The sequence below is a fragment of the Palleronia pontilimi genome, from assembly GCF_016412875.1.
Lineage (GTDB): Bacteria > Pseudomonadota > Alphaproteobacteria > Rhodobacterales > Rhodobacteraceae > Palleronia > Palleronia pontilimi.
The window spans coordinates 13,352-39,071 of sequence record NZ_JAEKPD010000015.1 but is presented as its reverse complement, the minus strand read 5'-3'; the positions used below and the strand labels follow the sequence as shown (position 1 = coordinate 39,071).

Here is a 25,720-nt window from a genome sequence, read left to right as displayed (position 1 = left end):
GGCGTTTCGTCGCAAGACAGCGGGGGGCGCGGCGATGACGCGGATCACGGATATCCTGAACGACCTGGACGAGCTGGCAGGCTCGGACGACGACGTGTCGGTGGGCGAGGTTCAGGACAAGATCGGCCATCGCGGCAGCGGCGTCTTCCTGCTGGTGCCGGGCCTGATCGGCATGTCGCCGCTGGGGGCGATCCCGTCGGTGCCCACGATCATGGGACTGGTGGCGCTTCTGTTTTCCGTCCAGATCGTCGTCGGGAAGTCGTCGCCCTGGCTGCCTGCGGTGCTGGCCGACCGGTCAATCGACGATGACAGGCTGGCGCGCGCGGTCGACAAGTCGCGCGGCGCCGCGGGCTGGCTAGACCGGCATTTCGGCGGCAGGCTCGAGGCGTTGACGGGCGATCCCATGGTGCGTGTGGCCGCGCTGTTCTGCGCGGCGCTGGCCGTGACAGCCCCTTTCCTGGGAGTGGTGCCGTTCGCCGCTGCCCTGCCCATGGCGGGCATCGCGCTGTTCGGTTTGGCCCTGACCCTGCGCGACGGGGCGGCGATGTTGGCGGCGCTGGTCTTCGCCTGCGGCGCGCTTTACGGCGCGTTCACGCTGACGCCGTGATCGGCTTTTGCAGCAGCGGCAGCACCTGCGCCATCTCGGGGCCTCGGGTCTGACCCGTCACCAGGTGGCGCAGCGGCATGAACAGACCCTTGCCCTTGCGTCCCGTGGCGTCCTTCACGGCAGACGTCCATGTGGACCAGCTGTCCGGGCCGTAAGGATGCGGCGGCAGCAGGGCCACGGCCTGATCGACGAAATCCCGGTCCTCGGGGGCGATCACCGGCTCGGCCCCGTCCTTGAAGATCGCCCACCAGCGCACGATGTCGCCGCGCGTTTCGATATTTTCGCGCACGACCTCCCAGAATTGCGGCGCGATGTCCTGCGGCACGCCCAAAGCCGCGATTTCCTCGGCCATCTCGTCGTAGGGCGTGGCCGCCAGCACCCGGGCGGTCAGCGGCTTCAGGTCCTCGGCGTCGAACTTGGTGGGGGCCGAGCCGAAGCGCGAGACGTCGAAGCCTTCGGCGATCTCGTCCAGCGTCATGCGCAGCTCGATCGGGTCGGACGAGCCCAGCCGCGCCATCTGCGACAGCAACGCCATGGGCTCGACGCCCGCGGCGCGGAAATCGCGCAACGACAGCGAGCCAAGGCGCTTCGACAGCGCCTCGCCCTGGGGGCCGGTCAGCAGCGAATGGTGCGCGAAGGCAGGATGGTCGTGGCCCAGCGCGGCCATGATCTGGATCTGCGTGGCGGTGTTGGTCACGTGGTCCGATCCGCGCACCACGTGGGTGACCCCCATGTCGGTGTCGTCGACGACCGAGGCCAACGTGTACAGCACCTGCCCGTCGCCGCGGATCAGCACCGGGTCGCTGACCGATGCCGCGTCGATGGAGATGTCGCCGAGGATCCCGTCGGCCCACTCGATCCGCTCCTGGTCCAGCTTGAAGCGCCAGTGGCCGTCGCCGCGCTCGGCCCTCAGCGCCGCCTTCTGCTCGTCGGTCAGCGCCAGCGCCGCTCGGTCATAGACCGGCGGTTTGCCCATGTTGAGCTGCTTCTTGCGCTTCAGATCCAGCTCGGTCGGGGTCTCGAACGCCTCGTAGAAGCGGCCCGCCGCGCGCAGCTTGTCGGCGGCGTCGTGGTAGCGGTCCAGCCGCTCGGACTGCCGCTCGACCCGGTCCCAGGTCAGGCCCAGCCATTCCAGGTCCTCCATGATGCCGTCCACGTATTCCTGCTTGGACCGCACCGGGTCGGTGTCGTCGAGCCGCAGGATGAACGTGCCACCCGCCTTGCGCGCGATCAGCCAGTTGAACAGCGCCGTGCGCAGGTTGCCGATATGGATGTATCCGGTGGGCGACGGGGCGAAACGGGTGATGGTCATGGACGGGGCTCCTTCGCGGGCGGCTATTCCACAGGCGCCGTGGCTTGTCCAGAAAGCGCGCGGCGAATCCGCTTGCATCCCGGCGGCGCGGTCTGGATGTTAGCGCCGAAATTTCCCTGAGAAGGCGAGGCCCCATGCGCGCCCATATCCTGACCATCACGCTGAACCCGACGGTGGATTTCTCGACCTCGACGCCCGAGATCCTGCCCGAGCTGAAGCTGCGCTGCACCGAGCCGCAGATCGATCCGGGCGGCGGCGGCATCAACGTGGCCCGCGCGATCCGGCTGCTGGGCGGACAGGCGGTGGCGCTGATCGCAATCGGTGGCGGCACCGGCGCGCAATTGCTGCAACGGCTGGCGCACGAAGGCGTGGCGACCGTGGCCTTCCAGGGTCCGGGCGAGACGCGGCAATCGGTGTCGGTCATCAACGAAAAGGACGGCACGCAATTCCGCTTCGTGATGCCGGGGCCGCTCTGGCAGCAGGGCGACGTGGACCGGGCGCTGAACTCGATCGACCAGGCCACCGGCGACGACACGCTGGTGGTGCTGTCAGGCTCGCAGCCGCCGGGCGTGGCCAAGGATTTCCCGTCGATCCTGGCCGACCACGTGGGCGACCGGGGCGCGCGGCTGATCGTCGACACCTCCGGGTCGGCCCTTCACCACCTGGTCGAAAAGCCCCACCCGTCGCTGCACCTTCTGCGCATGGACGATGCCGAGGCCGAGGAACTGGCGGGCCGCCACCTTCCCACGGTCGAGGATACGGCCGCCTTCTGCCGCGAACTGATCGCGCGCGGCGTGGCGAAGTCCATCATCGTGGCGCGCGGCGCCGATGGCTCGGTCCTGTCAACGCCCGAGGGCGCCTGGCATTCGGTCGGGCCCAAGGTGTCGGTCATCTCCAAGGTGGGCGCCGGTGACAGCTTCGTGGGCGCCTACACGCTGGGCCTGGCCGAAGACCGAGATCCGGGCGAATGCCTGCGCTTTGCCGTGGCGGCGGCGTCGAACGCGGTGATGACCGAGGCCACGAAACTGTGCGACCGGGACACCACCGACCGGCTGATGCAGGACGTGACCCTGCGCAAGCTGTGAGCGGCTGGACCGACGCCACGCCCCCCGACCTGGCCGATCTGGAGCGTTTGGCCCGTGACGGGCTGGCCAGCCTGCCGCCCGAATTCGCGGGTCCGGCGCGCGCCGTTGCGCTGCGCGTGGTCGAACTGGCCCCCGATCACATCCTGGACGAGATGGAGATCGACGACCCCTACACGCTGACCGGGCTCTACGATGGCATCCCGCTGACCGAGAAATCCGTGGCCGACCAGCCGCACGGACCCGATACGATCTGGCTTTTCCGGCGGGCGATCCTGGACGAATGGGTGGCGCGCGGCGACATCGCCCTGGGCGATCTGGTGGTGCATGTGCTGGTCCATGAGCTGGCCCATCACTTCGGCTGGTCCGATGCCGACATTGCCAGCATCGACGAATGGTGGACCTGATAAAACATGGAAGCCGCGCGGGACGGATCGGCCCGCGCGGCTGTCGTTCTGTTAATACCGGCCGCGCGCGCTATTCGGCTGGGGTGCCGCGCGACAGCGACTGAACCTCGTCGCGCAGGATCTTCTCTTGGGTCTGGCGGCCGTTTTGCTGCCGCGCCACCATCCAGAAGCCCGCGCCCGCCAGCGTCCACAGCCCCACGATGATCCATTCCGCGGGCCAGACCAGCGCCGAGGGGAAGCCCGGCATGTAGAGAAGCGCCAGCCCCGAGCCCAGGACCACGGCCGCCCAGCCCACGTATTCGCCGTAGGGCACCGTGTAGGGACGCTCCATGTCCGGCTCGCGCTTGCGCAGGATCAGGAACGACACGGCCACCAGCACGTAGGCGATGACGATGCCAAGCCCGCCTGCGTTGACCAACCACACCAGCGCGCTGCGCCCGAAGAGGGGCGCGATGGCCGACAGCCCGCCAATGAGCAGGATGGCGTTCACGGGCGTGCGGTGCACGGGGTGAAGCTTGGCCAGGAACGCGGGCAGCATGCCGGAATGGGCCATGGCATAGATCGCCCGGCTACCGCCGATGAAGAACGAGTTCCAGCTGGTCAGGATGCCGCAGATGCCCGCGAAGACCAGCAGCTTGCCGCCCCAGCCCGCGCCCACGACCGCCGCCAGGGCGTCCGCCGTGGCCAAGTCGGTGCCCTCCAGCGCGGCGCTGTCCAGCATCAGCGACGTGCCGAAGATGATCAGCATGTACCACACCACCGCCATCAGCACCGATGCCAACAGAACCTTGCCGATGGTCCGGTAGGGCAAGTCGATCTCTTCGGCCGCCTGGGGGATCACGTCGAATCCCACCAGCAGGAACGGCGTCATCACCAGAACCGCCATCCAGCCGCCGAAGCCGTTGACGAAGAGCGGCGCGGTGTTTTCCGTCGTGCCGGTGAAGAAACTGCCGAAGATCAGCGCAAGACCCACCAGCGCCAGCGCCAGCGTGAAGAGCTTCTGGATCGCCGCGCAAAACGAGATGCCGCGATAGTTCACCCAAGTCATGACCAGCGCGCCGATGACCCCCACCGCGACCCAGGTGGCCTTCACCTCCCATCCCGCGATGGTCCAGAGCGTACCAACCGCGTAGCCCGGCACCAGGTAGTCCATCACCGTGGGAAGGGCCACGGCCTCGAACGCGACGACGGCGACGTAGCCGAGGATGATGGCCCACGTGCAGATGAAGGACCCCGTCACGCCCAGCGCGCGGTAGCTGTAGATATGCTCGCCGCCCGTTTTCGGCATGGCCGAGCACAGTTCGGCATAGGTCAGCGAGATCAGGAAGACCGCGAAGCCGCCCGCGGCGAAGGCCAGGATCGCGCCCAGCGTGCCGCCCTCGCGGATCTGGGTGCCCGCCAGCACGACCCAGCCCCAGCCGACCATGGCTCCGAACGCCAGCGCCAGGATATCCCAGCGCCCCAGTATCCTTTGAAACCCTTCGGTATCGGAATTGTCAGACATGACAGAACACCTCCTTTTCAATGGGGCGGGGTCCAGAAGGACGCCTCCCGTGCCCCTTCCTTAAGCTAGGGCGAGTGACGTTAGGACAACTTTCTTCTGGGAGTTGTTGGGCGGTCGGCGCCGAAAGGTTAAAAACACGGCGCAATTGACCGAAAATTCAGCAGGATTTGGTCGTCGTCGCGGATCATCCGGGCGGTGATGGGCCGCCGGAGCCTGCAGATGCCGGGATGACCCAGCGGCCATCGAGCCCTGCCACGGGGTGGCGCGTTGCGGTCCGATTGGCGCGGGCGATGGGTCCATCCGCCCGGACGCTCAGACGCCGCCGAGGCAAGCCCCCATCGACGGGACGGGCGGCGCGTGGCGCGTTCTCGCCGAAAAACCGGCGCTGTTATGCGATAACCGCCGATGGGCCATGGGATCGGGCCTTCGCGTGGCCCGCCGTCATGGCATAGCGGACCCACTCGCCCCTACCTCTGCGCTGCCGGACCCGACCGTGCCTTGCCGATTCACCGGCCCTGGGTGCGTTCGCGACCGGTGGGTGCGAGATGCGCCCGTCCCTTAACCACTGCCGGCGCAATCGCCGGAATTCAGGAGCTTTCCCATGAAACTCATTGCACCCCTTCTTGCCTCGGCAGCCCTTCTGTCGGCCTGCGGTCCCGGCGGCGTCATCGACAGCGACATGGAGCGCGGCCTTGTGGGCGCCGCCATGGGCTATGGCGCGGCGAAGGCCGTGAACGGCAACGGCGACCGCGGCGCGATCATCGGCGGCCTGGCAGGCGTCTTCTGCGACGATGCCGGCGTCTGCAGCCGTCCGCGCAGCTACTGAGCGCGCCAAGACCACGGATCGCGCCCGTCCGGCGGGCGCGATCTGACTTGCGCGCGGGAATGCCCCCGCGCCCGAAACGCACTCCCCCGAAAATTACCCCCTGAAACGCGAAACGCCGCCCCAAGGGACGGCGCTGCGGCGTTCAGGCTGGCAAGATCCTTACTTGATCTTGCCTTCCTTGTACTCGACGTGCTTGCGCGCGACGGGGTCGTACTTCCGCACGACCATCTTTTCGGTCATCGTGCGCGCGTTCTTCTTGGTCACGTAGAAGTGGCCGGTATCCGCCGTCGAGTTGAGACGGATCTTGATGGTGGTCGGCTTCGCCATGGATACTCTCCTCGACCGTGGGCCGGATGGCCGCAGGCGGTGAAATTTCGACTGAAGCCGCCTTTTACGCCCCGAGCACCGATAGTCAACCGGGAAATCCCCGCGACCCTTGAACGCGTGCGCTGCAATTCACGATGCTGTTGGGGTGGTTTATTCCGCGGCTCGTCCTTTCTAAACTCTGAGGCGAGTTTGAACACCCCGAATCTGACATCTGACAGGAGCCTCCCGCCATGTCCGTCATCGACCGCCGAACCCTTGTCGCCACCGCAAGCAGCGCCTTGATCCTTGGAACCGCGGGCCTGCTGTCGCCCGCCCGCGCCAAGGGCGTCGCGCCGACGCCTTCCATGCGGGGCGGGTCCAACAATTACCGCCCCGGCGCGCCCATCGTCACGCGCATCGGCGGCGGTGGCTTCTGGATGAGCGGCACGGTGCGCCGTGCGGGCGACGGCGCCCCGCTTGCGGGCCAGCGGGTCCAGATCTGGGCGCACACCACCGAAGGCCACGAACGCGATCCGCACAGCCACGGCGCCACGCTGACCGATGCGAACGGTGCCTTCCGACTGGAGATGCCGCAGATCGTCCCCGCCTTCGGCCAGGCGCATGGCCACCTGGCGCTGGAAAGCCGCGATTTCCAGACCGTCTTCCTGCGGCCCGTGATGCGCGATCCCAGCGCCACCAGCCTGACCGCCGATTTCGTCCTGCAACCGGCTTAAGTCGCGGGCCGCGCCGTGACCAGCCTGCGCGCCGCCGCGATGTGGGCCGCCCTTGCGGTGGCGATCGTCGGGCCGCTGGCCGTGGCGGCGACCAGCCCCCTGCTCGAGTGGCGCGGTCCGGTCTATATCTCGGCGGGGTTCGCCGGGATCATCGCCATGGCCTGCCTGCTGCTTCAGCCATTGCTGGCGGGCGGCGCTTTGCCGGGCTTGGCCCTGCGGCAGTCGCGCATCGTGCACCGGATCGTCGGCGCGGGTCTGTTTCTGGCCATCGTCTGGCACGTGGGCGCCCTGTGGATCACCAGCCCGCCAGACGTGGTCGACGCGCTGCTCTTCCGCTCACCCACGCCGTTCTCGGCCTGGGGGGTGATCGCCATGTGGGCCGCCTTTGCAGCCGCCGCCTTGGCCGCCTTGCGCAAGCGTATCCGGTTGCGGCCAATGACGTGGCGCCGCTTGCACGCGTCCCTGGCGGCCTTGTGCGTGGGCGGAAGCGCCGTCCACGCGGTGCTGATCGACGGCACCATGGGCACGGTGTCGAAATGGATGCTCTGCGCGCTGAGCGTGGCCGCGACCATCAAGCTGATCGTGGATCTGCGGATCTGGTCGCCCCGCGCGCGCCGCGACGCGTGACCGGCAACAGGATGAAGCGCGCGGACGGCCTGTAAGCCGGATCCTGTCCCCCCGCGTCGCCGCGGGCTGGATGATCATTCATCTGCACCTGCCGTTGCCGACAGGCTCTAGCTGCCTACCCGGATCGCTGGGTGGAAGAGGCCCGGCTTGCGCCGCGCGATCCCTATTCGGCATTGCTCCCGGTGGGGCTTGCCATGCGGGCGCTGTTGCCAGCCCCCCGGTGGGCTCTTACCCCACCGTTTCACCCTGACCCCGGGCGGACCCGGGGCGGTCTGTTTTCTGTGGCGCTATCCGTCGGGTTGCCCCGCCCGGGCGTTACCCGGCACCGTTTCTTCCTGGAGTCCGGACTTTCCTCGCACGTGGCCTTGCGGGCCGCGCACGCGATCATCCAGCCATCCGCGCAGGGCTGCAGTTATGATCCGGCATCCGCCGCGTCAACGGGGAAGCGCCGCGCCAGCGCCCGCGCCAGCCCGCGATCCACGGCGTCGAGCGGCCCGGTGGCGCCCGGACGGTGCCGCAGGCGCAAGGCGTCCCGCAGCGTGTCGGGATCGTCCGTGGCCGTGTAGCCCGCGCGCCGCATGTCGTCGGCGAAGCAAGTGTCGCCCGCCCGTTCGGGGCGCGCAGCAACGGCCAGGTCCCGCCGCGCCAGACGGGCCCAGTCGAAACGCGGGCCGGGGTCGATCTTGCGCCCGGGGGCGCAATCGGAATGCCCGATTACGCGGGCCGGTGGGATATCCCAGCGTTCGCAGGTGCTTGCGATAAGGTCTTCAAGTGCGCGCATCTGTGGCTCGGGGAAAGGCGACGCGCCGTCATTGTCCAGTTCGATCCCGATCGAGCGGGAATTGACGTCCCGGACGGCCCCCCAGGATCCGGCGCCCGCATGCCATGCGCGCATGGCTTCGTCGACCATCTGCACCACCTGCCCGCGCCTGCAGACCAGGTAATGCGCCGACACTTCGACCGACGGATCGCACAATCGGTCCAGCGCGCCCTGGGCGGTCGGCATGGCAGTGTAGTGGAGCACGACCAGATCGGGCACCGCGCCATCGCGGCGCGGCCCGAAACTGGGCGAGGGGTGCCAGGAAACGCTCAGCCGCGCGCCGCGCGGAACGGTGCAGGGTCCCACGAACAGGCGAAGCCATCCCCGTCCGGATCAAGGTTCAGGCTGTCCTTTTCGGGGCCGCCGCGCTCGAGGAACGCTTCCTGCGCCAGGTCAGGCGACGGATAGCGCTGGCACGCGCGCACCGAGCGCGACTGCAGGCTGATCCCGCTGCGCCGATAGATCGACTGCCCGCGCGCATTGGTGGTGCTGAGCGCGTATTGCACGATATTCGGACCCGACGCGCCACTGCGCGTGGGCACGGCGGTGGGCTGGATCACGCGATAGGCCTGCGCCTGCCGCTCGAGCCGCTCGGCATCCGATTCGATACTTTCGCGGGACGACACGGCCTCGAAGCTCTGCTCGTCCGAAATTCCGGGATTGTTCACGCTGACCGGCGTCGCAGGGCTTGACTGGGTCGCGACAGGCCCCCGTGCGTCAAGCGGCGCGCCCGCGCCCACGGTATCGACGGGCGGCAATCCGCCCGACCCATTGCCGCCCGACGGCAAACCGGCTGCGCTGAGTTCTTCGGACGAGATCACGGGCCGTGTCGGAACGATCGGCTGGCTGGTGGAGCCGCCCTGCAATTCGCGTTCGCGGGCGATGCGCGCGGCCTCGTAACCCTGGTAAGAGCCGAACCCGACGCCCTGCCCGATATTGGCGGGCCGTCCGTCCAGCGTCGCACCGCTTTCGGGCAGCGCAGGGGTGCAGGCAGCCACGGCCAGCATACCCAGACAGGCATATTTCCACATGACGCTCGTGCTCCTGAAAGCCATCGGACGCGTGTTTACCACCAACGGGTGGGTTTGGCCACAAACCCGGCCTGACGTTCCAGTGTGTGGGCGATGTTGAGCAGGTCGCCTTCCTCGAAGGGGCGCCCGATCAGTTGCAGACCCAGGGGCAGGCCCTGCCTGTCCTGGCCCGTCGGCACCGCGATGCCCGGTAGGCCCGCCAGGTTCACGGTCACGGTGAAGACATCGTTGAGATACATCTCGACCGGATCCTTGCCGCCCATCTCGCCCAAGCCGAAGGCGGCGGACGGGGTGGCGGGCGTCAGGATCGCGTCGACCCCTTGGGCGAAGACCTCGTCAAAGTCGCGCTTTATCAGCGCACGCACCCGCCGTGCGCGGTTGTAGTAGGCGTCGTAGAAGCCGGCGCTCAGGACGTAGGTGCCCACCATGACGCGGCGCTTCACTTCCGCTCCGAAGCCTTCGGCGCGGGTCTTTTCGTACATCTCGGTGATTCCGTCGCCCTGGTCCAGCTTGGCGCGGTGACCGAAGCGCACGCCGTCGTAGCGGGCCAGGTTGCTCGACGCCTCGGCCGGGGCGATGACGTAATAGGCGGGCAGCGCGTATTTCGTGTGCGGCAGCGACACGTCGACGATCTTCGCGCCCGCGTCTTCCAGCATCCTGCGGCCTTCGGCCCAAAGCGCGTCGATCTCGTCGGGGATCCCGTCAATGCGGTATTCGCGCGGCAGGCCGATGGTCTTGCCCTTGATGTCGCCGGTCAGCGCCGCTTCGAAATCCGGCACCGGGATGTCGGCGCTGGTGCTGTCCTGCGGGTCGTGGCCCGCCATGGCGCGCAGCAGGATCGCCGCGTCGCGCACGTCCTTGGTCATCGGCCCCGCCTGGTCCAGCGACGACGCGAAGGCCACGATCCCCCAGCGCGACACCCGCCCGTAGGTGGGCTTCAGCCCCACGGTGCCGGTGAAGGCGGCGGGCTGGCGGATCGACCCGCCGGTATCGGTGCCCAACGCGGCCAGGCACAGATCCGCGGCCACGGCGGCGGACGAGCCCCCGGACGAGCCGCCCGGCGTCAGGTCGCGGTCGTCCACCTTCCAGGGGTTCACCGCGTTGCCATAGACGCTGGTCTCGTTGGACGAGCCCATGGCGAATTCGTCCATGTTCAGCTTGCCCAGCATGACCGCGCCGCTGTCCCACAGCTGGCGCGTCACGGCGCTTTCGTATTCGGGGCGGAACCCTTGCAGGATCCGGCTGCCCGCCTGGCTGGGGACATGCTCGGTGCAGAAAAGATCCTTGATCCCCAGGGGGATGCCGCATAGCGCGGGCGCATCTTCCGATTGCAGCCGCTTGTCCGCCGCCTCGGCCATCTTCAGCGCGCGCTCGGGCGTCTTGTGCACCACCGCGTTCAACGCATCGGCCGAGTCGATGGCGGACAGGCAGGCTTCGGTCAGCTGGACGCTTGTCACCTCGCCCTGCCGCAGTTTTTCTCGCGCCGCCGCGATCGTCAGCCTGTTCAGATCGGTCATGGCGCTTACTCCACCACTTTCGGCACGGCGAAGAAGCCTTCGCGCGCGTCCGGAGCGTTGGCCAGGATCTTGGCCTGCTGGTCGCCATCGGTCACCACGTCGTCGCGCCGCTTCAGACGCTGCGGCGTCACGCTGACCATGGGCTCGACGCCCTCGACATCGACCTCGCCCAGTTGCTCGATGAAACCCAGGATGGTGTTGAACTCGCCCGCCAACGCGTCAAGCTCACCCTCTTCCACGCGGATCCGTGCAAGCTTCGCGATGCGCGCGGCGGTGTCTTTGTCGATGGACATGGGCCACCCTTCGGATTTGGATCAGATCGCGCCCGCTCTAGCGCCCCTGCCCGCCCCTTTCAAGGCGCTGGCGGCGCAGCACGCCGATCATCCAGCCCAGCATCACGGCGTTGAGCAGGTGCCACATGAAATGCGTGCCCAGCGGAAGGGAGTCGCAAAGCGGCGCGTCCAGCGAGCGGGCGACCAGCGACAGGCTCAGGATCGCCGCCCCGATCCAGAGCCCGCGCGCCACGTGGGGCAAGTCGCGGCTGAGCCAGACCCCGTATCCCGCGATGGCGAGCGGCACAGGCCAATACGCCGCCGAGATCGCGAAGCCGGGCAAAGCTGCGAAGCCGCGCGCGGCAAGCACCAGGTAGGGAACGAACGCCGCGACCCCCAGCATGGACCACGGCGCCGACCAGCCCAGGAAGTGCCGGTGCGCCGCGAAGACATAGAGAAGGATGAACACCGCGATCGGGATCGTATCGGCCAACGCCGCCCAGGCGACGGCATAGGTGTGGAACAGACCCGAGCCCAGGCCGATCGCGGCCAGCACCGCACAAAGCACCCGCTCGATCCCGCGGCTGCGCCGCCAGAGCCACAGGGCCACGACAAGAAAGGCCACGTTCGTCAGCGCGTTGGCGGGCTCGGCCAGAAGTCCCGGGCCCATCCGTTCGCAGTAGCCATCGATCGCCCGCGTCAAATCCATGCTGGGACCTTGGCAGGGCGTGCCGAATTGGCAACGCCCGGGGCCCCGACTGCTGCGATACGTCGCTGCTGACATCTGGGCTTGCGAAAATATCCCCGCGCCCGGGTCGCCACGCGGAGTCCCGCCGTTCAGCGCGCCAGGGTCACCGAGTCGCCCACGCGGACGGCGCCCGGTATCTCGACCGACGCGTAATATCCGCCATGACCCCGCACTGCCGAATAGCCGCCCGTCCCCAGGTATTCCTCCATCCGGCTGCAGGGCGGGCATGGTCCCTCGATCCGCAGAACCGCGTCGCCGATCTGGACACGCTCCTTGCGCAAGGCGGCCAGGTTGATGCCCGAGACGACGATATTGCGGCGCAATATCTCGGGCGGAACCGGACCGCGGTTCAGCAGGTCCGCGATCACCGGCAGATGTTCGGCCTGGATCAACGTCACCGCGCGCTTTCCCGCCCGTGCGTGATCCCCCACCAGGCCGCTCTCGTCGATCTCCGCCGTCGTCGTTGCCCGGACAGTTTCGCGTCGGGCGCCGCGCAGGCCGATCCAGTCGACCCGGCCTGCCCGCGCGTGCCGCTCCATCATCTCGCGCAGTCCGACCATCGTCGCTCCTTTTCGCCGCCGGGCTCAGCGCTACCCTATGACACCGAACAACCCAACCACCCGGAGATCCACCCATGCTCACCCGTCGTCACCTCATGGCCAGCGGAGCCGCGGCGCTTGCGGCCCCGTTCCTGGCCCGTCCCGTCCTTGCCGCCGCCCACGCGCAGGCCCCGGTCCTGCCCGCGGCGCAGAAATTTGCCATCGGCGATATCTCCGTGACCGCGCTCAACGACGGCGCGCTGCGGCTTGGCCCCGAAGTCCTGCAGGGCATCGACGCGGAAGACTACGCCACCGCCATGCGCGACCAGTTCCGCGACCCCGACACCTTCCGTGCGCCGGTCAACGCGTTCCTGATCCAGTCGGGCGATACGACCATGCTGGTCGATGCGGGCACCGGCGGCGCCATGGGCCCCGACCTGGGCCGCCTGATGGGCAACCTGGCCGCCACCGGAGTGGCACCCGAGGATATCACCACGATCCTGGCCACCCACCTGCATCCCGACCATGTGGGCGGCGCGATCGAGGGCGGCGCGGCGCTGTTTCCCAACGCCGAGCTGGTCTTCAACGAGGCCGAGCGCACCTTCTGGACCGATGACGCCATCATGCAGCAGGCCGGCGAAGGCAACGCGATGTTCTTCAACCTGGCCCGCTCGGTTCTGGATATCTACGGCGACCGCCTGAAGCCGTTTTCGGGCGAAGGCGAAGTGGCACCGGGCATCACCGCCATGCCGCTGCCGGGCCACACGCCGGGACATACCGGCTTCGCCATCGCGTCGGGCGACGCCAGCCTGCTGATCTGGGCGGATATCGTGCACGTGACGCCGGTGCAGCTGGCCAATCCCGCCGTGACGATCGGCTTTGACGTGAACCCCGAGCAGGCCGCCGAAACCCGCGCGGCGCTGCTGGACCGGGTGGTGGCGGACCGGATGCTGATCGCGGGCAGCCATATCGACTTCCCGGGCCTGGGCCACATCATGCAGGCGGGCGAAGGCTACGCGATCATCGACGCGCCCTACCCCTACGCGGACTGAACGCGCCGGTCGGCCGGGATGTCCCGGCCGACCCATCCGCGGGCCCGTACCTGCGGCGCAAGGGCGGAACCATTCCGCCCCCCGGGGGCTGTCCCTGCAACGCAACCTGAAGGACGCCGCCCATGTTTCTGCAAGCCCTCGAGAAAGTCACGTCCCGCACCGAAGACGGCGCGATCAACGTCTTCGTCGAGACCCCCAAGGACAGCCGCCACAAATACGATGTGGACGCGTCGGGCCTGTTTCGGATCGGGCTGGAACTGCCCGAAGGCATGCGGTTTCCGTTCAGCTTCGGCTATGTCCCCAATACGCTGGCGGAAGACGGCGACGCGCTGGACATCGTGCTGATCACCGACGGCTCGGTGCCCGCGGGCGCGCTGATCGAGGCGCGGCTGATCGGCGTGCTGAAGATGGAAAACGACGAAGGCGGCGAAATGGCCCGAAACGACCGGGTGGTGGCCGTCGCCAATATGTCGCGCATCTTCGCCCACGTGGACACGCTGTCGGACATGCGCGACGGCTTCGCCTGGGACATGGAGCTGTTCTTCGAAGCCTATAACCGCATGATCGAACGCCCCTTCAACGTGGTCGGCCGCGGCGAGCGGGACGACGCCGAGCGGATGCTCGAGCAGGCCGAGGACGCGGCCAAGCGCGATCCCGATACGCCCGATCCGTACTGAACCCCGGCCTTGCGTCGGTCCGGCCGCGCGATAGACTTTGCCCACCTTCCCCCCGAAGAGGATATTTCCATGACCCGCTTCCTTGCCCTTACCGTCGCCGGTTTCCTGACCGCCACCGCCCTTCACGCCCAGCAGACCGCCGACGCGGTGGACCCCGAAGCCGCGTCCGAAGGCGCGGGATTCGACGCGGACCTGTCCGAAGCCGCGCAAGCGGCACTGGCGGCCAAGGACGCGGGTCGGCCGACCGAGGCGCAGGACTGGATGGTCGCCGCCGCCAATCCGCTGGCCGTGGAAGCCGGTGCCAAGGTGCTGCGCGACGGCGGCAGCGCGGCGGACGCCATGGTGGCCGTGCAGGCGGTGCTGGGCCTGGTCGAGCCGCAGAGCTCGGGCCTGGGGGGCGGCGCGTTCCTGGTCTATTACGACGCCACGCAAGGTGTGCTGACGACGCTGGACGGCCGCGAAACCGCGCCGCTGGACGTCACGCCGCAGCTGTTCCAGCAGGATGGCGAGCCCATGGGCTTCTGGGACGCGGTGGTAGGCGGCCGGTCGGTCGGTACGCCGGGCACCCCGAAGCTGATGGAGCGCGCGCACCAGATGTGGGGCCGCGCCGAATGGTCCAGCCTGTTCACCGATGCGATCGGGCTGGCGGAAGACGGCTTCCCCGTGTCGCCGCGACTGGCCACGCTGGTGGCCGAGGACGAATACCTCGGCACCATCGAAAGCGCGGCCAGCTATTTCTTCCCCGGCGGCACCGCGATCGCCGCGGGTGACACGCTGCAGAACCCCGCCTATGCCGCCACGCTGCGCGCGCTGGCCGAGACCGGGTCGGACGCCTTTTACACCGGCGAGATCGCGCAAGGGATCGTCGACACGGTGCAGAATGCCGCCGGCAGTCCCGGCACGCTGTCGATGACGGATCTGGCGATCTACGACACCGTGGAACGCCCCGCCGTTTGCGCGCCCTATCGCGGCGCCGAAGTATGCGGCATGGGCCCGCCATCGTCGGGCGCGCTGACCGTGGGCCAGATCCTGGGGATGCTCGACGCCTACGAACTGGGCGAGATGTCGCCCGACGACCCGCAGGCCTGGCGGCTGATCGGCGACGCCTCGCGGCTCGCCTTCGCGGACCGGGGCCGCTACATGGCCGATAGCGATTTCGTGCCCATGCCGACCGAGGGGCTGGTGAACCCCGACTACCTGAAGGGCCGCGCGGCACAGCTGGGCGGATCCGAGGCACTGGACGAGGTCAGCGCGGGCGCGCCGGAATGGTCGCACGCCCTGCGCTACGGCGACGGTGACGCGATCGAACTGCCCTCGACGTCGCATATCTCGATCGTCGATGCGGACGGCAACGCGCTGTCGATGACCACGACCATCGAGAACGGCTTCGGCTCGCGCCTGTTCGCGCCGGGCGGCTTTCTGCTGAACAACGAACTGACCGATTTCAGCTTCTCGACCCATTCCGAGGGCTATCCCATCGCCAACCGGGTCGAGCCGGGCAAGCGCCCCCGCTCGTCCATGGCGCCCACCATCGTGATGCAGGATGGCGCACCCTACCTGGTGATCGGCTCGCCGGGCGGCAGCCGCATCATTGGCTACGTGGCGCAGGCGATCATCAACCACATGGACTGGGACATGGACGTGCAGCAGGCGCTTGCGGCGCCGCACCTGGTCAACCGCTTCGGCACCTTCGACCTGGAAGAAGGCACCTCGGCCGCCGAGCTGGAAAGCGCCTTGCAAGAGATCGGATATGAAACGAATATCCGCGACCTGACATCTGGCCTGCACGCCATCCGCATCACCGATGGTGGATTGCAGGGCGGCGCCGATCCCCGCCGTGAAGGCATCGCACTGGGCGAATAGGCCCACCGGCCGGGCATTCCGCCCGGCCACCCAAAGGACCCGACATGAAAATCGCAATGATGGCGCAGAACGCCAATCTCTACTCGCACCAGCGACTGAAAGAGGCGGCGCAAGAGCGCGGCCACGAGCTGGACATCATCAAGACGCTGGGCTGCTACATGAACATCGCCTCGCGTCGGCCCGAGATCTATTACAACGGCGCGCTGCTGCCCAAGTACGACGCCGTGATCCCGCGCATAGGCGCGTCGGTCACGTTCTACGGGCTGGCCGTGCTGCGCCAGTTCGAAGTGATGGGCACCTATCCGGTGAACGAGTCCGTGGCCATCGGGCGGTCGCGCGACAAGCTGCGCTCGATGCAGCTGATGGCGCGCGACGGCATCGGTCTGCCGGTGACGACCTTCGCCCATGACCCCAAGCAGACCGAAGAGGTGCTGAAGATCGCGGGCGGTGCGCCCACGGTGATCAAGCTGCTGGAAGGCACGCAAGGCATCGGCGTCGTGCTGGCCGACACGGATCGCAGCGCCAAGTCGGTGATCGAGGCATTCCGCGGCGCCAACGTGAACATCATGGTGCAGGAATTCATCAAGGAAGCCGGCGGCACGGATATCCGCGCGCTGGTGGTGGGCGGCAAGGTGGTCGCCGCCATGAAACGCACGGGCGCCGAGGGCGAATTCCGGTCGAACCTGCACCGCGGCGGGTCGGCGGCCGTGATCAAGCTGTCGCCCGAGGAACGCGCCACGGCGGTGCGCGCGGCCAAATCCATGGGCCTGAACGTCTGCGGCGTGGACATGCTGCGCGCCAACCACGGCCCCGTGGTGATGGAGGTCAATTCGTCGCCCGGGCTGGAAGGCGTCGAAAAGGCCACCGGTATCGACATCGCGGGCAAGATCATCGAATTCATCGAGAAGAACGCCAAGCCCGGCAAGACCGCCACGCGCGGCAAGGGCTGATCACCGGGTCCCGGATCATCCGGGATGATCTTCTCCAGGCTATCGCGGATGGTCTGGAGCCCCGCTTTCTAGGACGCTTTGCATGCCACGCGCCCCATTCGTCATCGGCGATCACGACATCGCCCCCGGCACCTCACGCACGGTCGAGCTTCCGGTCTCGCGCCTGTCCGACCACACCCCCGTCACCATGTCGGTGCACGTGATCCACGGTCGGCGGCCGGGCCCGACCCTGTTCGTCAGCGCCGCCGTGCACGGTGACGAGGTCATCGGCGTCGAAATCGCGCGCCGCCTGCTGCGCCAGCCACAAGTGCACGCCATCCGGGGCACCCTGCTCGTGGTGCCGATCGTGAACACGTTCGGATTTCTCAACAATTCCCGCTATATGCCGGACCGTCGCGATCTCAATCGCTCGTTCCCGGGGTCCGAGGCCGGTTCGCTTGCAGCCCGGCTGGCGGACCTGTTCATGTCGCAGATCGTCGCGCGCAGCGATTTCGGCATCGACCTGCATTCCGCCGCCATCCATCGCACAAACATGCCGCAGATCCGCGTGTCGGCCCAGCACCAGGAAACGCTCGGCCGCGCCGAGGCCTTCGGCGCGCCGGTCATCATCCGCGCCAAGCTGCGCGATGGCAGCCTGCGCGCCGCCGCCCGGGACAAGGGCTGCGATATCCTGCTTTACGAGGCGGGCGAAGCGCTCAGGTTCGACGAGATGTCGGCGCGGTTCGGCGCGTCGGGCATCCTGCGCGTCATGCACCACATGGGCATGATCGGCGCCAAGGGCCTTGGCCGCCGCGGCGCGAAGCCATGGCACCTGGCCGGATCGAGCTGGCTGCGCGCGCCCGCGGGCGGGCTGTTGCGGTCGTTCAAGGAAGCGGGCGAAGGGGTCGATACCGGCACCTTGCTGGCGATCGTGTCGGATCCGTTCGGCGAGAACGAGATCGAGATCGTCGCCCCCGAGCCCGCGCTGATCCTGGGTCGCGCCACCATGCCCGTCGTCAACGAGGGCGACGCGATCTATCACCTGGCCCCCACCCGCGCCGATGCCGACGCCCGGATGGCCCGCGTGACCGCCGAGATCGAAGCCGACCCCATGTTCGACGAGGACGAGATTCTCTAGCCCTTCCCCTTGCCCGCGCGCCCCGCTAAACGGGGCCAAATTCCAGCACATCCGCGGAGCACCCCATGGCAGCCAATAAATTCGTCTATTTCATGGACGGCGTTTCCAAGAACATCCCCGGCGGCAAGAAGCTGTTCGAAAACATCCAGTTGAACTTCCTGCCCGGCGTCAAGATCGGCGTGGTCGGCGTCAACGGCGCGGGCAAATCCACGCTGCTGAAGATCATGGCCGGACTGGACAAGGATTTCACCGGCGAGGCCTGGCACGCCGAAGGCACCCGCGTCGGCTATCTGGCGCAGGAGCCGCATCTGGACCCCGCCCTGACCGTGCGCGAAAACGTCATGCTGGGCGTGGCCGAAAAACTGGCCGTGCTGGAGCGCTACAACGATCTGGCGATGAATTACTCGGACGAAACCGCCGACGAAATGGCCAAGCTCCAGGACGAGATCGACGCCGCCAACCTGTGGGACCTGGACGCGCAGGTCGACATCAGCATGGAGGCCCTGCGCTGTCCCCCCGACGATGCCGACGTGACCTCCCTGTCGGGCGGCGAAGCCCGCCGCGTGGCGCTGTGCAAGCTACTTCTGGAAGCCCCCGACATGCTGCTGCTGGACGAGCCGACCAACCACCTGGACGCCGAAACCGTCGCCTGGCTGCAAAACCACCTGATCGATTACAAGGGCACGATCCTGATCGTCACCCACGACCGGTATTTCCTGGACGACATCACCGGCTGGATCCTCGAACTCGATCGCGGACGCGGCATTCCCTATGAGGGCAATTATTCCGACTGGCTGGAGCAGAAGGTCAAACGCCTGGACCGCGAAGCCCGCGAGGATCGCAGCAAGCAAAAGACGCTCGAGCGTGAACTGGAATGGATGCGCCAGGGCGCCAAGGCACGTCAGGCCAAATCCAAGGCCCGCATCGCGAAATACAACGAAATGGCCGACCAGTCCGAGCGTGAGCGCGTCGGCAAGGCCCAGATCATCATCCCCAATGGTGAACGGCTGGGGTCCAAGGTGATCGAGGTCGAGAATCTGAAAAAAGGCATGGGCGACAAGCTGCTGGTCGAGAACCTGTCCTTCTCATTGCCGCCCGGCGGCATCGTCGGCGTGATCGGGCCCAACGGCGCGGGCAAGACCACCTTGTTCCGGATGCTGACGGGGCAGGAGCAGCCCGATGAAGGGTCCGTCAGCTTCGGCGACACGGTCCACCTGGCCTACGTGGACCAGTCACGCGATTCGCTCGACCCGCAGGCGACTGTCTGGGAAGAGATCTCGGGCGGGGGCGAGGTCATCGACCTGGGCGACGCGCAGATGAACAGCCGCGCCTATTGCGGCGCCTTCAACTTCAAGGGCGGCGACCAGCAGAAGAAGGTCGGCAACCTGTCGGGCGGCGAGCGCAACCGCGTCCACATGGCCAAGCTGCTGAAATCAGGCGGAAACGTGCTGTTGCTGGACGAGCCGACCAACGACCTGGACGTGGAAACCCTGCGCGCGCTGGAAGACGCCCTGGAGGATTTCGCGGGCTGCGCCGTCATCATCAGCCACGACCGCTTCTTCCTGGACCGCCTGTGCACCCACATCCTGGCCTTCGAGGGCAACGCCCAAGTGGAATGGTTCGAGGGCAACTTCGAAGCATACGAGGAAGACAAGAAGCGCCGCCTGGGCGTGGATTCACTCGAGCCCAAGCGGGTGAAATTCAAGAAATTCGCGCGGTAGCTTCCGAAGGATCGGTTCCCGTTAATCGGTCCTTAAGCGCCCGCAGCTCTACTCAAGGCAGATTCGCCAAGCTCTCAACAACCATGGCGTGTCATCTATCATCACGTCTTGGGAGAGTTGAATGCTCAGATCCGCCGTTCCGGCCGCCTTCGCGGTCTTGTTGAGTGCTGCCATCGCGCAGGCCGCGCCGCGAAATTCCGATACACCCGCCGATACGCTGCATCCCAATATCCACAGCAAGGTGGGTCGGGGCGACGGGACCAACGCCAATCCGAACGGCAAGCGCAACGGCGGACAGATCCACGGCATCGCGAATACGCCGGGCCAATCTGGCGCAGATCCGGCCCAGGGGCGGCCGGGCTTCGCCGATCAGCTTCAAACCGTGCATGGCGGTATAGGCGCAAAGAACAAGAACGCGCGATAAAGGGCGACGCCGACCGGTCGGACTTGCGTCGGCCGTTGCCCAAGCTGATGAACGGTGGCCTACGCCTCGGCCACGACCTCGCCGCGCATCTCGCCGGTCAGACGGCCCTGATCGACCTGGCGCACGTCCTTGCGCACCTTCTCGATCCACTCTTCCGCCTCGTCGCGGATGGTCTTGTTGGGCCATTCGGACACCGCGGCGATGGTGCGATCGGAGGTGCGCAAGATCTGCACCCGCTCGGCGCCCAATTCTCGCAAGGCAGGGACGCGGCGCTGTCGCACCCGTTCCATGACCAGATCGAAATCGGCCTTGTCGTCGATTTCCCAAGTGGTGATCGTCACATAGCGCATGGCGGACCCCCTTTTTCTTCCATGCCGGCGGGTGTCGATACCATGGCACGAAACCTGACGGTCCACCTTGTTCCGGATCAATTCGCGCCTCGCAAAGGCCCCTCGCCGCGCCACCTGCCCGGCCCGATCTGTCGGCGGAGTTGAGCCGACACGCGGTCTAAGTGCTTGCCAAATCATCCAAACCCTGTCACACGGACATCGCTTAGACGACCTCTATCGACCGACCTGTCTCTCCCCTCGGGGCTTCAGCGTACTCGATCTACGGCTAACTTCGCCACGCTGTTGCACTTCCGCGAACAGACTGAAAAGACAGGAGAAATTCACATGGCCAACGGCACAGTGAAATGGTTCAACACCACCAAGGGCTTCGGCTTCATCGCACCCGAAAGCGGCGGCAAGGACGTGTTCGTGCACATCTCGGCCGTCGAGCGTGCCGGCCTGACCGGCCTGCAGGACGACCAGAAGGTCACCTTCGACCTGGAAACCGGCCGCGACGGTCGCGAATCGGCGACGAACCTGGCGCTGGCGTAAGCCAACCCCTTACGATCGATAGAGAAAGGCGCGGCATCCACCGCGCCTTTTTTTCATGTCAGGCTGGCCAGGATCTCGTCACGCAGGGCTTCGACCTCGGTGCTCCAGGCGCCCTTGCCGCGCTCCAGCACGCCCCGGCCCTGCCCCAGCGTTTCGACATAGACGACGCGGTTTCCCAGCACCGTCCGCGCCCGGTCCGCTCCGCTATCCTTCAGGGCGGCGTCGATCTCGTCGCCCACCCGTGTCCCCTTCTTGAAGCGGTTGAGCACGATCATGGTGGGCTTCTTCAGCCGGTCGGCCATGTCCAGCACCGAATCCACGGCCCACAGATCGACCTGGGACGTGGCCACGGGCACCAGGATCATGTCGCTGGACCGCAGCGCGGGGCGCAGGTCCGAATCCACCTTGGGCGGCGTATCGACGATGACGAAATCGTTGGTCTTCTTCAGCTTGTCGCATTCGTAGCTGACACCCCAGGCGCTGGCGGTGGCGAAGTCCATGTCCTCGATCCCCGCTTCGCGCCGTGTCATGAACCAGCGCCCCAGCGAGCCCTGCGGGTCGGTGTCCAGAACCGCCACCGCGTGGCCCGCGCGCGTCAGGGCGACGGCCAGATTCGCCGCAAGCGTCGTCTTGCCAGACCCGCCCTTTTGCTGGGCAACCGTCAAAACATGTGCCAAATCGTGGATCCTCCCGCCATATGCTGCGGCGCAGCGTATCGTCGCGTCACGGGAAGATCAAGAAATGCTGGCGAACAGCCCCGAGACGCCCGAATAGACGAAGACCGGGATCGTCGCGACACCCCCCATGACGACGAGACCCAGCAGGATGAAGATGCCATCCACGGCCAGCAATCCCAGGCACATCGACAGGATGGCAAACCCCATCCCCGAGGACGAAAACGGGATGATCTCCAACAGCGGCATGGAGAAGCCGCCGATCGTGCAGGCCAGATAGACCACCTTCTGCCCCGCCCGTCCTGTCAGCACGCTCAACCTGCGGCGGGTGTGCCCGTCCATCCAGCGCGCGGCTTTCGACATCTTCTTCAGCGCGTTGTGCAGCTCGACGCCCTCGATCGTGCGGCGCATCACCGTGTCGGGAAGCCAAAGATGGTCGCGGCCCAGCAGAAGTTGCAGCGCGATCGTCCCGATGGACAGGCCGCAGATGGTTGAAAACAGGGGAACGCCGCTGAGCGGCGATGTCACCAGAAGGGCCGGGATCATCAGGACCGGCAGAAACGCGGTCGCCCCGAAACGGTCAAGGACTTCGCGCACGGACACGGTCTTGCGGTCGGTCAGGCTGTCGAGCCGTTCGAGCACCTGGGTCAGGTTGTGGTCGTGATCTGGCGCGGTGTCCGAAGTATCCATGCTGCCCAACACGATTGCCGCGCGCCCGTTCCCCGGCCCCCTTATTCGGGCGGGGAATACTGGGCGATCGCCTCTTCGGCGCGGTGGCAGGCGACGCGGGCGCCGTCGATCTGGCGCAGCTCGGGCCGTTCGGTGCGGCACCGGTCGATGGCCAGCGGGCAGCGCGGGTTGAAGGCACAGCCCGCGGGCGGGTTGATCGGATCGGGGATCTCGCCTTGGGGCGGCGCGATCTCGCGCCCGAACCCGTCCAGCCGTGGGGCCGAATCAAGCAGCATCTGGGTATATGGATGGGCAGGCCGCGCGTTCAGATGTTCTGGCGACGCCTCTTCCACCAGGCGACCGAGATAGAGCACGCCCACCGTGTCGGCCATGTGGGTGACCACGGTCAGGTCGTGGCTGATGAACAGGTAGGTCAGCCCGAAATCTTCCTTCAGGTCCGACATCAGGTTCAGAACCTGCGCCTGCACCGATACGTCCAGCGCCGATGTCGGCTCGTCGCAGACGATGAACTTCGGCTCCGAGGCCAGCGCCCGGGCGATGCAGATCCGCTGCCGCTGCCCGCCCGAGAACTCGTGCGGAAACTTCTTGGCGTCGTCGGCGGACAGGCCCACCTGTTCCAGCAGCTTTTCGGCCATGCCTTCGGTGTCGCCGCCGCGCGCGGCCACCGGCTCGACGATGATATCGCGGACCTTCCAGCGCGGGTTCAGGCTGGCATAGGGATCCTGGAAGATCATCTGGATGTCGCTGCGCACCGCATCGATCTTGGCGGCGTCGGGCTCGGTGTCGAGGTTCACGCCCTCGATTTCCACGGCACCTTCGCTGGGATCCAGCAGCCCCACCAGCATCTTGCCGATGGTGGACTTGCCCGACCCCGATTCGCCCACCAGCGCGTAGGTCGTGCCCTCTTCGATATCGAAGCTGACCTTGCTGACCGCCACCAGCTTGCGCTTCGGAAGCCGCTCGATCACGCGGTTCAGCCAGGGTTTGGACACGTCGAAACGGCGCGTCAGGTCGCGAACGGTGACAAGTGCGGTCATTCGGCGGCTTTCACATCGGGGTTTTCGACCGGATGCCAGCAGGCGGCGCGGCCGTCGCAGGCTTCGGTCGTGGGACCGGGGTCGCGCTTGCAGTCGTCCTGCGCGTAGGGACAACGCGGGTGGAAGGCGCAGCCCTTGGGCAGGTGGCCCAGCCGCGGCATGGCGCCGGGGATCTGGTGCAGCCGTTGCTTGCCCCGGCTTGCCGCGGGGGTCGAGCCCATCAGCCCCTCAGTATAGGGATGGCGCGGGTGGCCCAGCACCTGCGCCACCGGCCCGATCTCGGCAAGTCGGCCCGCATACATCACCGCCACCCGGTCCGCGGTTTCGGCGATCACGCCCATGTCGTGGGTGATCAACATCACCGCCGTCCCCCGGTCCCGACACAGCGCGCGCAGCAGCGCGATGATCTGGGCCTGCACGCTGACATCCAGCGCGGTGGTGGGCTCGTCGGCGATCACCAGGCTCGGCTCGGCGCAGAGCGCCAGCGCGATCACCACGCGCTGCCGCATGCCGCCGGAGAACTCGTGCGGGTAGCTGTCGATACGCTCGGCGGCCCCGGGGATGCCCACCTCGTCCAGCGCCGCGATGGCGCGCTTGCGGGCCTCGGCCGCGCCGATATCCAGATGCGCCAGCATCGTTTCGGTCAACTGGTCGCCGATGGGGATCAGCGGGTTCAGCGAGGTCAGCGGATCCTGGAACACCATCCCGATTTCGCGCCCGCGGATCTTGCGCATCTGGCCCAGGCTGAGGTTGTCGATGCGTTTGCCGTTCAGCAGGATCTCACCGCCCGAGATATGGGCGGGCCGGTCCAGAAGCCCGATGACGGCATTGCCGGTCATGGACTTGCCCGCGCCCGATTCGCCCACGACACCCAGGATCTCGCCCCGCGCGATGTCGTAGCTCATCTGGTCCACGGGCTTTAGCACGGCATCGCGGGTGGGGATTTCGACGCTGAGGTTGCGGACGGACAGGACGGGGATGTCGGTCATGACGGGTGCCGATCGTTTCTGGTGGATGGGGCCGAGATCACGAGAAAGCGCACCGCGTCCTCTCCGACGTTCATCGCCTGGTGAGGTGATCCGGCGGCAACCGACAGGGACGCGCCAGCGGACAGCGTATGCGTTGCCCCGTCACATTCGAGGGAGAGGGTCCCGGCGAGAACGTAGAACACCTGCTCGGAACGGTGATGATAGTGCCGGATCTCGGCGGTCCCGCCGGGCATGCGTTCCTCGATCACGCTCAGCCCGTCGGTGTCGTGCAGCCGCCAGCCGTCGCATGCCTGACCCCACACGTAATGCGGCGCGTTCGCGGTGGCGAGAGGTGACGAGCCGCGCTTCACTTCAACCTCGGATTCAGGGCGTCGCGCAGCCAGTCGCCCAGCAGGTTCACCGACAGCGCCAGCGCCAGAAGCGTCACGGAGGGGAACAGCAGGATCCACCACTCGCCCGAGAACAAAAAGCCCTGACCGATCCGGATCAGCGTGCCCAGCGATGGCTGCGTCGGCGGCGCGCCCACGCCCAGGAAGCTCAGCGTCGCCTCGGCGATGATGGCCAGCGCCAGGCTGATCGTGGCGATCACCAGCACGGGCGACAGCACGTTGGGCAGGATGTGACGCATCATGATCGCCGGGCCCGAGCGTCCGATCAGCCGTGCGGCCGCCACGTATTCGCGGCCCGCCTGCACCAACGTGGCGCCGCGCACGACGCGGGCGAACTGTACCCAGTCCGACAGGCCGATGGCGAAGATCAGCACCCAGATCGCCATCTGGTCGCGGTATTCGACCGGCGTCACGCCCTTGGCGATCCCGAAGATCAGCATCGCCACCAGGATCGACGGAAAGGTCAGCTGGATATCGGCGATGCGCATGATGATCGTGTCGGTCCAGCCGCCCACGTAACCCGCGATCAATCCCAGCGTGACGCCCAGGATCATGGCGAACAGGACCGCCGCCACGCCCACGAACAGCGATATGCGCAACCCGTAGAGGATGGTGGAAAACACGTCGCGCCCTTGGTCGTCGGTGCCCAGCAGGAACAGATCGCCGGTGAACTGGTTGGCCGCGCCCGGCGGGGTGAAGCCGTTCATCAGGTTCAGCGAGCTTGGGTCGAACGGATTGTGCGGCGCGATCAGCGGCGCGAAGATCGCCGACAGAACGATCACAAGCATGACCAGCGTGGCGACGATGGCCACGGGCGAGTGGCGGAATTTCCACGCGAAATCCGATTGCCACGCACGGCTGAACCGCGATTTCGGCGTGGGCTTCTCGGCGGTGGCGTCTGCGGCTTGGGTCGCGTCGGTCATC

The 25,720-nt window shown here is 67.2% G+C and carries 30 protein-coding genes and 1 other RNA gene; 14 read left to right on the top strand and 17 right to left on the bottom strand.

Going from position 1 to position 25,720, the window contains the following annotated elements; genetic code table 11:
- The first annotated feature begins 34 nt into the window (after positions 1-34).
- Entirely contained in the window at positions 35-607 is a 573-nt protein-coding gene (locus ILP92_RS14225; RefSeq protein ID WP_198917077.1) for an exopolysaccharide biosynthesis protein, read from the top strand.
- Here the strand turns inward: ILP92_RS14225 and gltX are convergent.
- Entirely contained in the window at positions 591-1,919 is a 1,329-nt protein-coding gene (gene gltX / locus ILP92_RS14220; RefSeq protein WP_198917076.1) for a glutamate--tRNA ligase, read from the bottom strand. The two genes, ILP92_RS14225 and gltX, sit on opposite strands and share 17 nt — an antisense overlap.
- 134 nt (positions 1,920-2,053) lie before the next feature.
- On the opposite strand from gltX, the gene ILP92_RS14215 reads away from it, so the two are divergent.
- Both ILP92_RS14215 and ILP92_RS14210 read left to right on the top strand, forming a co-directional pair.
- Positions 2,054-3,004: a 1-phosphofructokinase family hexose kinase gene (locus ILP92_RS14215; protein ID WP_198917075.1), complete on the top strand. Its 951-nt coding sequence runs from the start codon at positions 2,054-2,056 to the stop codon at positions 3,002-3,004.
- Entirely contained in the window at positions 3,001-3,408 is a 408-nt protein-coding gene (locus ILP92_RS14210; protein WP_368667896.1) for a metallopeptidase family protein, read from the top strand. The genes ILP92_RS14215 and ILP92_RS14210 overlap by 4 nt, the downstream gene beginning before the upstream one ends.
- 70 nt (positions 3,409-3,478) lie before the next feature.
- Here ILP92_RS14210 and ILP92_RS14205 read toward each other — a convergent pair whose 3' ends face one another.
- On the bottom strand, positions 3,479-4,912 hold the full coding sequence (locus ILP92_RS14205; protein WP_198917073.1) for an APC family permease: 1,434 nt from the start codon (positions 4,910-4,912) through the stop codon (positions 3,479-3,481).
- Between the two features lie 601 nt (positions 4,913-5,513).
- On the opposite strand from ILP92_RS14205, the gene ILP92_RS14200 reads away from it, so the two are divergent.
- Entirely contained in the window at positions 5,514-5,738 is a 225-nt protein-coding gene (locus ILP92_RS14200; RefSeq protein WP_198917072.1) for a hypothetical protein, read from the top strand.
- A 159-nt stretch (positions 5,739-5,897) separates the two neighbouring features.
- On the opposite strand, the gene rpmG is transcribed toward ILP92_RS14200, so the two are convergent.
- Positions 5,898-6,065 (bottom strand): 50S ribosomal protein L33, encoded by a 168-nt coding sequence (gene rpmG / locus ILP92_RS14195; protein ID WP_012179442.1) that lies wholly within the window; start codon positions 6,063-6,065, stop codon positions 5,898-5,900.
- A gap of 230 nt (positions 6,066-6,295) precedes the next feature.
- On the opposite strand from rpmG, the gene ILP92_RS14190 reads away from it, so the two are divergent.
- Together ILP92_RS14190 and ILP92_RS14185 are read left to right on the top strand one after the other, a co-directional pair.
- Positions 6,296-6,778 carry a peptidase associated/transthyretin-like domain-containing protein gene (locus ILP92_RS14190; RefSeq protein ID WP_198917071.1) on the top strand — a complete coding sequence of 161 codons (483 nt, stop codon included), beginning with the start codon at positions 6,296-6,298 and terminating at the stop codon, positions 6,776-6,778.
- A gap of 15 nt (positions 6,779-6,793) precedes the next feature.
- Positions 6,794-7,405, top strand: a complete 612-nt coding sequence (locus tag ILP92_RS14185) for a ferric reductase-like transmembrane domain-containing protein (protein ID WP_368667895.1) — start codon at positions 6,794-6,796, stop codon at positions 7,403-7,405.
- Positions 7,406-7,421: 16 nt separating this feature from the next.
- Here the strand turns inward: ILP92_RS14185 and rnpB are convergent.
- From rnpB to ILP92_RS14150, 7 genes are all read right to left on the bottom strand, one after another.
- Positions 7,422-7,805: RNase P RNA component class A (gene rnpB / locus ILP92_RS14180), an RNA gene on the bottom strand.
- A 12-nt stretch (positions 7,806-7,817) separates the two neighbouring features.
- Entirely contained in the window at positions 7,818-8,531 is a 714-nt protein-coding gene (locus tag ILP92_RS14175; protein WP_497549932.1) for an N-acetylmuramoyl-L-alanine amidase, read from the bottom strand.
- Complete coding sequence (locus tag ILP92_RS14170; RefSeq protein ID WP_198917070.1) at positions 8,495-9,256, bottom strand: hypothetical protein; 762 nt, start codon at positions 9,254-9,256, stop codon at positions 8,495-8,497. Before ILP92_RS14170 ends, ILP92_RS14175 begins: the two co-directional genes overlap by 37 nt.
- 35 nt (positions 9,257-9,291) lie before the next feature.
- The gene (gatA, locus tag ILP92_RS14165; RefSeq protein ID WP_198917069.1) at positions 9,292-10,773 is read right to left on the bottom strand and encodes an Asp-tRNA(Asn)/Glu-tRNA(Gln) amidotransferase subunit GatA; all 1,482 of its coding nucleotides are present in this window, start codon (positions 10,771-10,773) and stop codon (positions 9,292-9,294) included.
- A gap of 5 nt (positions 10,774-10,778) precedes the next feature.
- Positions 10,779-11,066 (bottom strand): Asp-tRNA(Asn)/Glu-tRNA(Gln) amidotransferase subunit GatC, encoded by a 288-nt coding sequence (gatC, locus tag ILP92_RS14160; RefSeq protein WP_198917068.1) that lies wholly within the window; start codon positions 11,064-11,066, stop codon positions 10,779-10,781.
- 37 nt (positions 11,067-11,103) lie between these two features.
- Complete coding sequence (locus tag ILP92_RS14155) at positions 11,104-11,754, bottom strand: ceramidase domain-containing protein (protein ID WP_198917067.1); 651 nt, start codon at positions 11,752-11,754, stop codon at positions 11,104-11,106.
- Between the two features lie 128 nt (positions 11,755-11,882).
- Positions 11,883-12,353 (bottom strand): MOSC domain-containing protein, encoded by a 471-nt coding sequence (locus ILP92_RS14150; protein ID WP_198917066.1) that lies wholly within the window; start codon positions 12,351-12,353, stop codon positions 11,883-11,885.
- A 74-nt stretch (positions 12,354-12,427) separates the two neighbouring features.
- On the opposite strand from ILP92_RS14150, the gene ILP92_RS14145 reads away from it, so the two are divergent.
- From ILP92_RS14145 to ILP92_RS14115, 7 genes are all read left to right on the top strand, one after another.
- Positions 12,428-13,384: an MBL fold metallo-hydrolase gene (locus ILP92_RS14145; RefSeq protein WP_198917065.1), complete on the top strand. Its 957-nt coding sequence runs from the start codon at positions 12,428-12,430 to the stop codon at positions 13,382-13,384.
- A gap of 122 nt (positions 13,385-13,506) precedes the next feature.
- Complete coding sequence (locus ILP92_RS14140; RefSeq protein ID WP_198917064.1) at positions 13,507-14,061, top strand: inorganic diphosphatase; 555 nt, start codon at positions 13,507-13,509, stop codon at positions 14,059-14,061.
- 69 nt (positions 14,062-14,130) lie between these two features.
- Positions 14,131-15,924, top strand: coding sequence for a gamma-glutamyltransferase (gene ggt / locus ILP92_RS14135; RefSeq protein ID WP_198917063.1), 1,794 nt, complete (start codon positions 14,131-14,133; stop codon positions 15,922-15,924).
- Positions 15,925-15,968: 44 nt separating this feature from the next.
- Positions 15,969-16,874 (top strand): 30S ribosomal protein S6--L-glutamate ligase, encoded by a 906-nt coding sequence (gene rimK / locus ILP92_RS14130; protein ID WP_198917062.1) that lies wholly within the window; start codon positions 15,969-15,971, stop codon positions 16,872-16,874.
- 82 nt (positions 16,875-16,956) lie between these two features.
- Entirely contained in the window at positions 16,957-17,991 is a 1,035-nt protein-coding gene (locus tag ILP92_RS14125; RefSeq protein ID WP_198917061.1) for a succinylglutamate desuccinylase/aspartoacylase family protein, read from the top strand.
- Between the two features lie 65 nt (positions 17,992-18,056).
- Positions 18,057-19,712, top strand: a complete 1,656-nt coding sequence (ettA, locus tag ILP92_RS14120) for an energy-dependent translational throttle protein EttA (RefSeq protein ID WP_198917060.1) — start codon at positions 18,057-18,059, stop codon at positions 19,710-19,712.
- A 121-nt stretch (positions 19,713-19,833) separates the two neighbouring features.
- Complete coding sequence (locus ILP92_RS14115) at positions 19,834-20,136, top strand: hypothetical protein (protein WP_198917059.1); 303 nt, start codon at positions 19,834-19,836, stop codon at positions 20,134-20,136.
- A gap of 59 nt (positions 20,137-20,195) precedes the next feature.
- Here the strand turns inward: ILP92_RS14115 and ILP92_RS14110 are convergent, their stop codons facing one another.
- A complete protein-coding gene (locus ILP92_RS14110) occupies positions 20,196-20,486 on the bottom strand; it encodes a hypothetical protein (protein ID WP_198917058.1) in 291 nt (96 codons plus the stop codon).
- A 324-nt stretch (positions 20,487-20,810) separates the two neighbouring features.
- Here ILP92_RS14110 and ILP92_RS14105 point away from each other — a divergent pair, with 324 nt between their 5' ends.
- Positions 20,811-21,017: a cold-shock protein gene (locus tag ILP92_RS14105; protein ID WP_198917057.1), complete on the top strand. Its 207-nt coding sequence runs from the start codon at positions 20,811-20,813 to the stop codon at positions 21,015-21,017.
- Between the two features lie 53 nt (positions 21,018-21,070).
- Here the strand turns inward: ILP92_RS14105 and parA are convergent, their stop codons facing one another.
- The 6 genes from parA to ILP92_RS14075 are packed head-to-tail and all read right to left on the bottom strand — an operon-like array spanning position 21,071 to position 25,719.
- Complete coding sequence (gene parA, locus ILP92_RS14100) at positions 21,071-21,694, bottom strand: ParA family partition ATPase (RefSeq protein ID WP_198917056.1); 624 nt, start codon at positions 21,692-21,694, stop codon at positions 21,071-21,073.
- A gap of 57 nt (positions 21,695-21,751) precedes the next feature.
- On the bottom strand, positions 21,752-22,381 hold the full coding sequence (locus ILP92_RS14095; protein WP_198917055.1) for an exopolysaccharide biosynthesis protein: 630 nt from the start codon (positions 22,379-22,381) through the stop codon (positions 21,752-21,754).
- Between the two features lie 41 nt (positions 22,382-22,422).
- A complete protein-coding gene (locus ILP92_RS14090) occupies positions 22,423-23,418 on the bottom strand; it encodes an ABC transporter ATP-binding protein (RefSeq protein ID WP_198917054.1) in 996 nt (331 codons plus the stop codon).
- Positions 23,415-24,407: an ABC transporter ATP-binding protein gene (locus ILP92_RS14085; RefSeq protein ID WP_198917053.1), complete on the bottom strand. Its 993-nt coding sequence runs from the start codon at positions 24,405-24,407 to the stop codon at positions 23,415-23,417. Before ILP92_RS14085 ends, ILP92_RS14090 begins: the two co-directional genes overlap by 4 nt.
- A complete protein-coding gene (locus ILP92_RS14080; RefSeq protein ID WP_368667894.1) occupies positions 24,404-24,757 on the bottom strand; it encodes a cupin domain-containing protein in 354 nt (117 codons plus the stop codon). The genes ILP92_RS14085 and ILP92_RS14080 overlap by 4 nt, the downstream gene beginning before the upstream one ends.
- Complete coding sequence (locus ILP92_RS14075) at positions 24,754-25,719, bottom strand: ABC transporter permease (RefSeq protein ID WP_198917052.1); 966 nt, start codon at positions 25,717-25,719, stop codon at positions 24,754-24,756. The genes ILP92_RS14080 and ILP92_RS14075 overlap by 4 nt, the downstream gene beginning before the upstream one ends.
- Between the last annotated feature and the right edge of the window lies 1 nt (position 25,720).

Excerpts from the sequence above, each read along its gene's own strand:
- rpmG (WP_012179442.1), bottom strand. The coding sequence starts at position 6,065 with ATGGCGAAGCCGACCACCATCAAGATCCGTCTCAACTCGACGGCGGAT.
- ILP92_RS14225 (WP_198917077.1), top strand. The coding sequence starts at position 35 with ATGACGCGGATCACGGATATCCTGAACGACCTGGACGAGCTGGCAGGC.
- ILP92_RS14085 (WP_198917053.1), bottom strand. The coding sequence starts at position 24,407 with ATGACCGACATCCCCGTCCTGTCCGTCCGCAACCTCAGCGTCGAAATC.
- ILP92_RS14095 (WP_198917055.1), bottom strand. The coding sequence starts at position 22,381 with ATGGATACTTCGGACACCGCGCCAGATCACGACCACAACCTGACCCAG.
- ILP92_RS14115 (WP_198917059.1), top strand. The coding sequence starts at position 19,834 with ATGCTCAGATCCGCCGTTCCGGCCGCCTTCGCGGTCTTGTTGAGTGCT.
- ILP92_RS14155 (WP_198917067.1), bottom strand. The coding sequence starts at position 11,754 with ATGGATTTGACGCGGGCGATCGATGGCTACTGCGAACGGATGGGCCCG.
- ILP92_RS14205 (WP_198917073.1), bottom strand. The coding sequence starts at position 4,912 with ATGTCTGACAATTCCGATACCGAAGGGTTTCAAAGGATACTGGGGCGC.
- ggt (WP_198917063.1), top strand. The coding sequence starts at position 14,131 with ATGACCCGCTTCCTTGCCCTTACCGTCGCCGGTTTCCTGACCGCCACC.
- rimK (WP_198917062.1), top strand. The coding sequence starts at position 15,969 with ATGAAAATCGCAATGATGGCGCAGAACGCCAATCTCTACTCGCACCAG.
- gatC (WP_198917068.1), bottom strand. The coding sequence starts at position 11,066 with ATGTCCATCGACAAAGACACCGCCGCGCGCATCGCGAAGCTTGCACGG.
- ILP92_RS14150 (WP_198917066.1), bottom strand. The coding sequence starts at position 12,353 with ATGGTCGGACTGCGCGAGATGATGGAGCGGCACGCGCGGGCAGGCCGG.
- ILP92_RS14125 (WP_198917061.1), top strand. The coding sequence starts at position 16,957 with ATGCCACGCGCCCCATTCGTCATCGGCGATCACGACATCGCCCCCGGC.
- ILP92_RS14105 (WP_198917057.1), top strand. The coding sequence starts at position 20,811 with ATGGCCAACGGCACAGTGAAATGGTTCAACACCACCAAGGGCTTCGGC.
- ILP92_RS14110 (WP_198917058.1), bottom strand. The coding sequence starts at position 20,486 with ATGCGCTATGTGACGATCACCACTTGGGAAATCGACGACAAGGCCGAT.
- ILP92_RS14190 (WP_198917071.1), top strand. The coding sequence starts at position 6,296 with ATGTCCGTCATCGACCGCCGAACCCTTGTCGCCACCGCAAGCAGCGCC.
- ILP92_RS14200 (WP_198917072.1), top strand. The coding sequence starts at position 5,514 with ATGAAACTCATTGCACCCCTTCTTGCCTCGGCAGCCCTTCTGTCGGCC.
- ettA (WP_198917060.1), top strand. The coding sequence starts at position 18,057 with ATGGCAGCCAATAAATTCGTCTATTTCATGGACGGCGTTTCCAAGAAC.
- ILP92_RS14145 (WP_198917065.1), top strand. The coding sequence starts at position 12,428 with ATGCTCACCCGTCGTCACCTCATGGCCAGCGGAGCCGCGGCGCTTGCG.
- ILP92_RS14090 (WP_198917054.1), bottom strand. The coding sequence starts at position 23,418 with ATGACCGCACTTGTCACCGTTCGCGACCTGACGCGCCGTTTCGACGTG.
- ILP92_RS14170 (WP_198917070.1), bottom strand. The coding sequence starts at position 9,256 with ATGTGGAAATATGCCTGTCTGGGTATGCTGGCCGTGGCTGCCTGCACC.
- ILP92_RS14140 (WP_198917064.1), top strand. The coding sequence starts at position 13,507 with ATGTTTCTGCAAGCCCTCGAGAAAGTCACGTCCCGCACCGAAGACGGC.
- gltX (WP_198917076.1), bottom strand. The coding sequence starts at position 1,919 with ATGACCATCACCCGTTTCGCCCCGTCGCCCACCGGATACATCCATATC.
- ILP92_RS14215 (WP_198917075.1), top strand. The coding sequence starts at position 2,054 with ATGCGCGCCCATATCCTGACCATCACGCTGAACCCGACGGTGGATTTC.
- ILP92_RS14075 (WP_198917052.1), bottom strand. The coding sequence starts at position 25,719 with ATGACCGACGCGACCCAAGCCGCAGACGCCACCGCCGAGAAGCCCACG.
- gatA (WP_198917069.1), bottom strand. The coding sequence starts at position 10,773 with ATGACCGATCTGAACAGGCTGACGATCGCGGCGGCGCGAGAAAAACTG.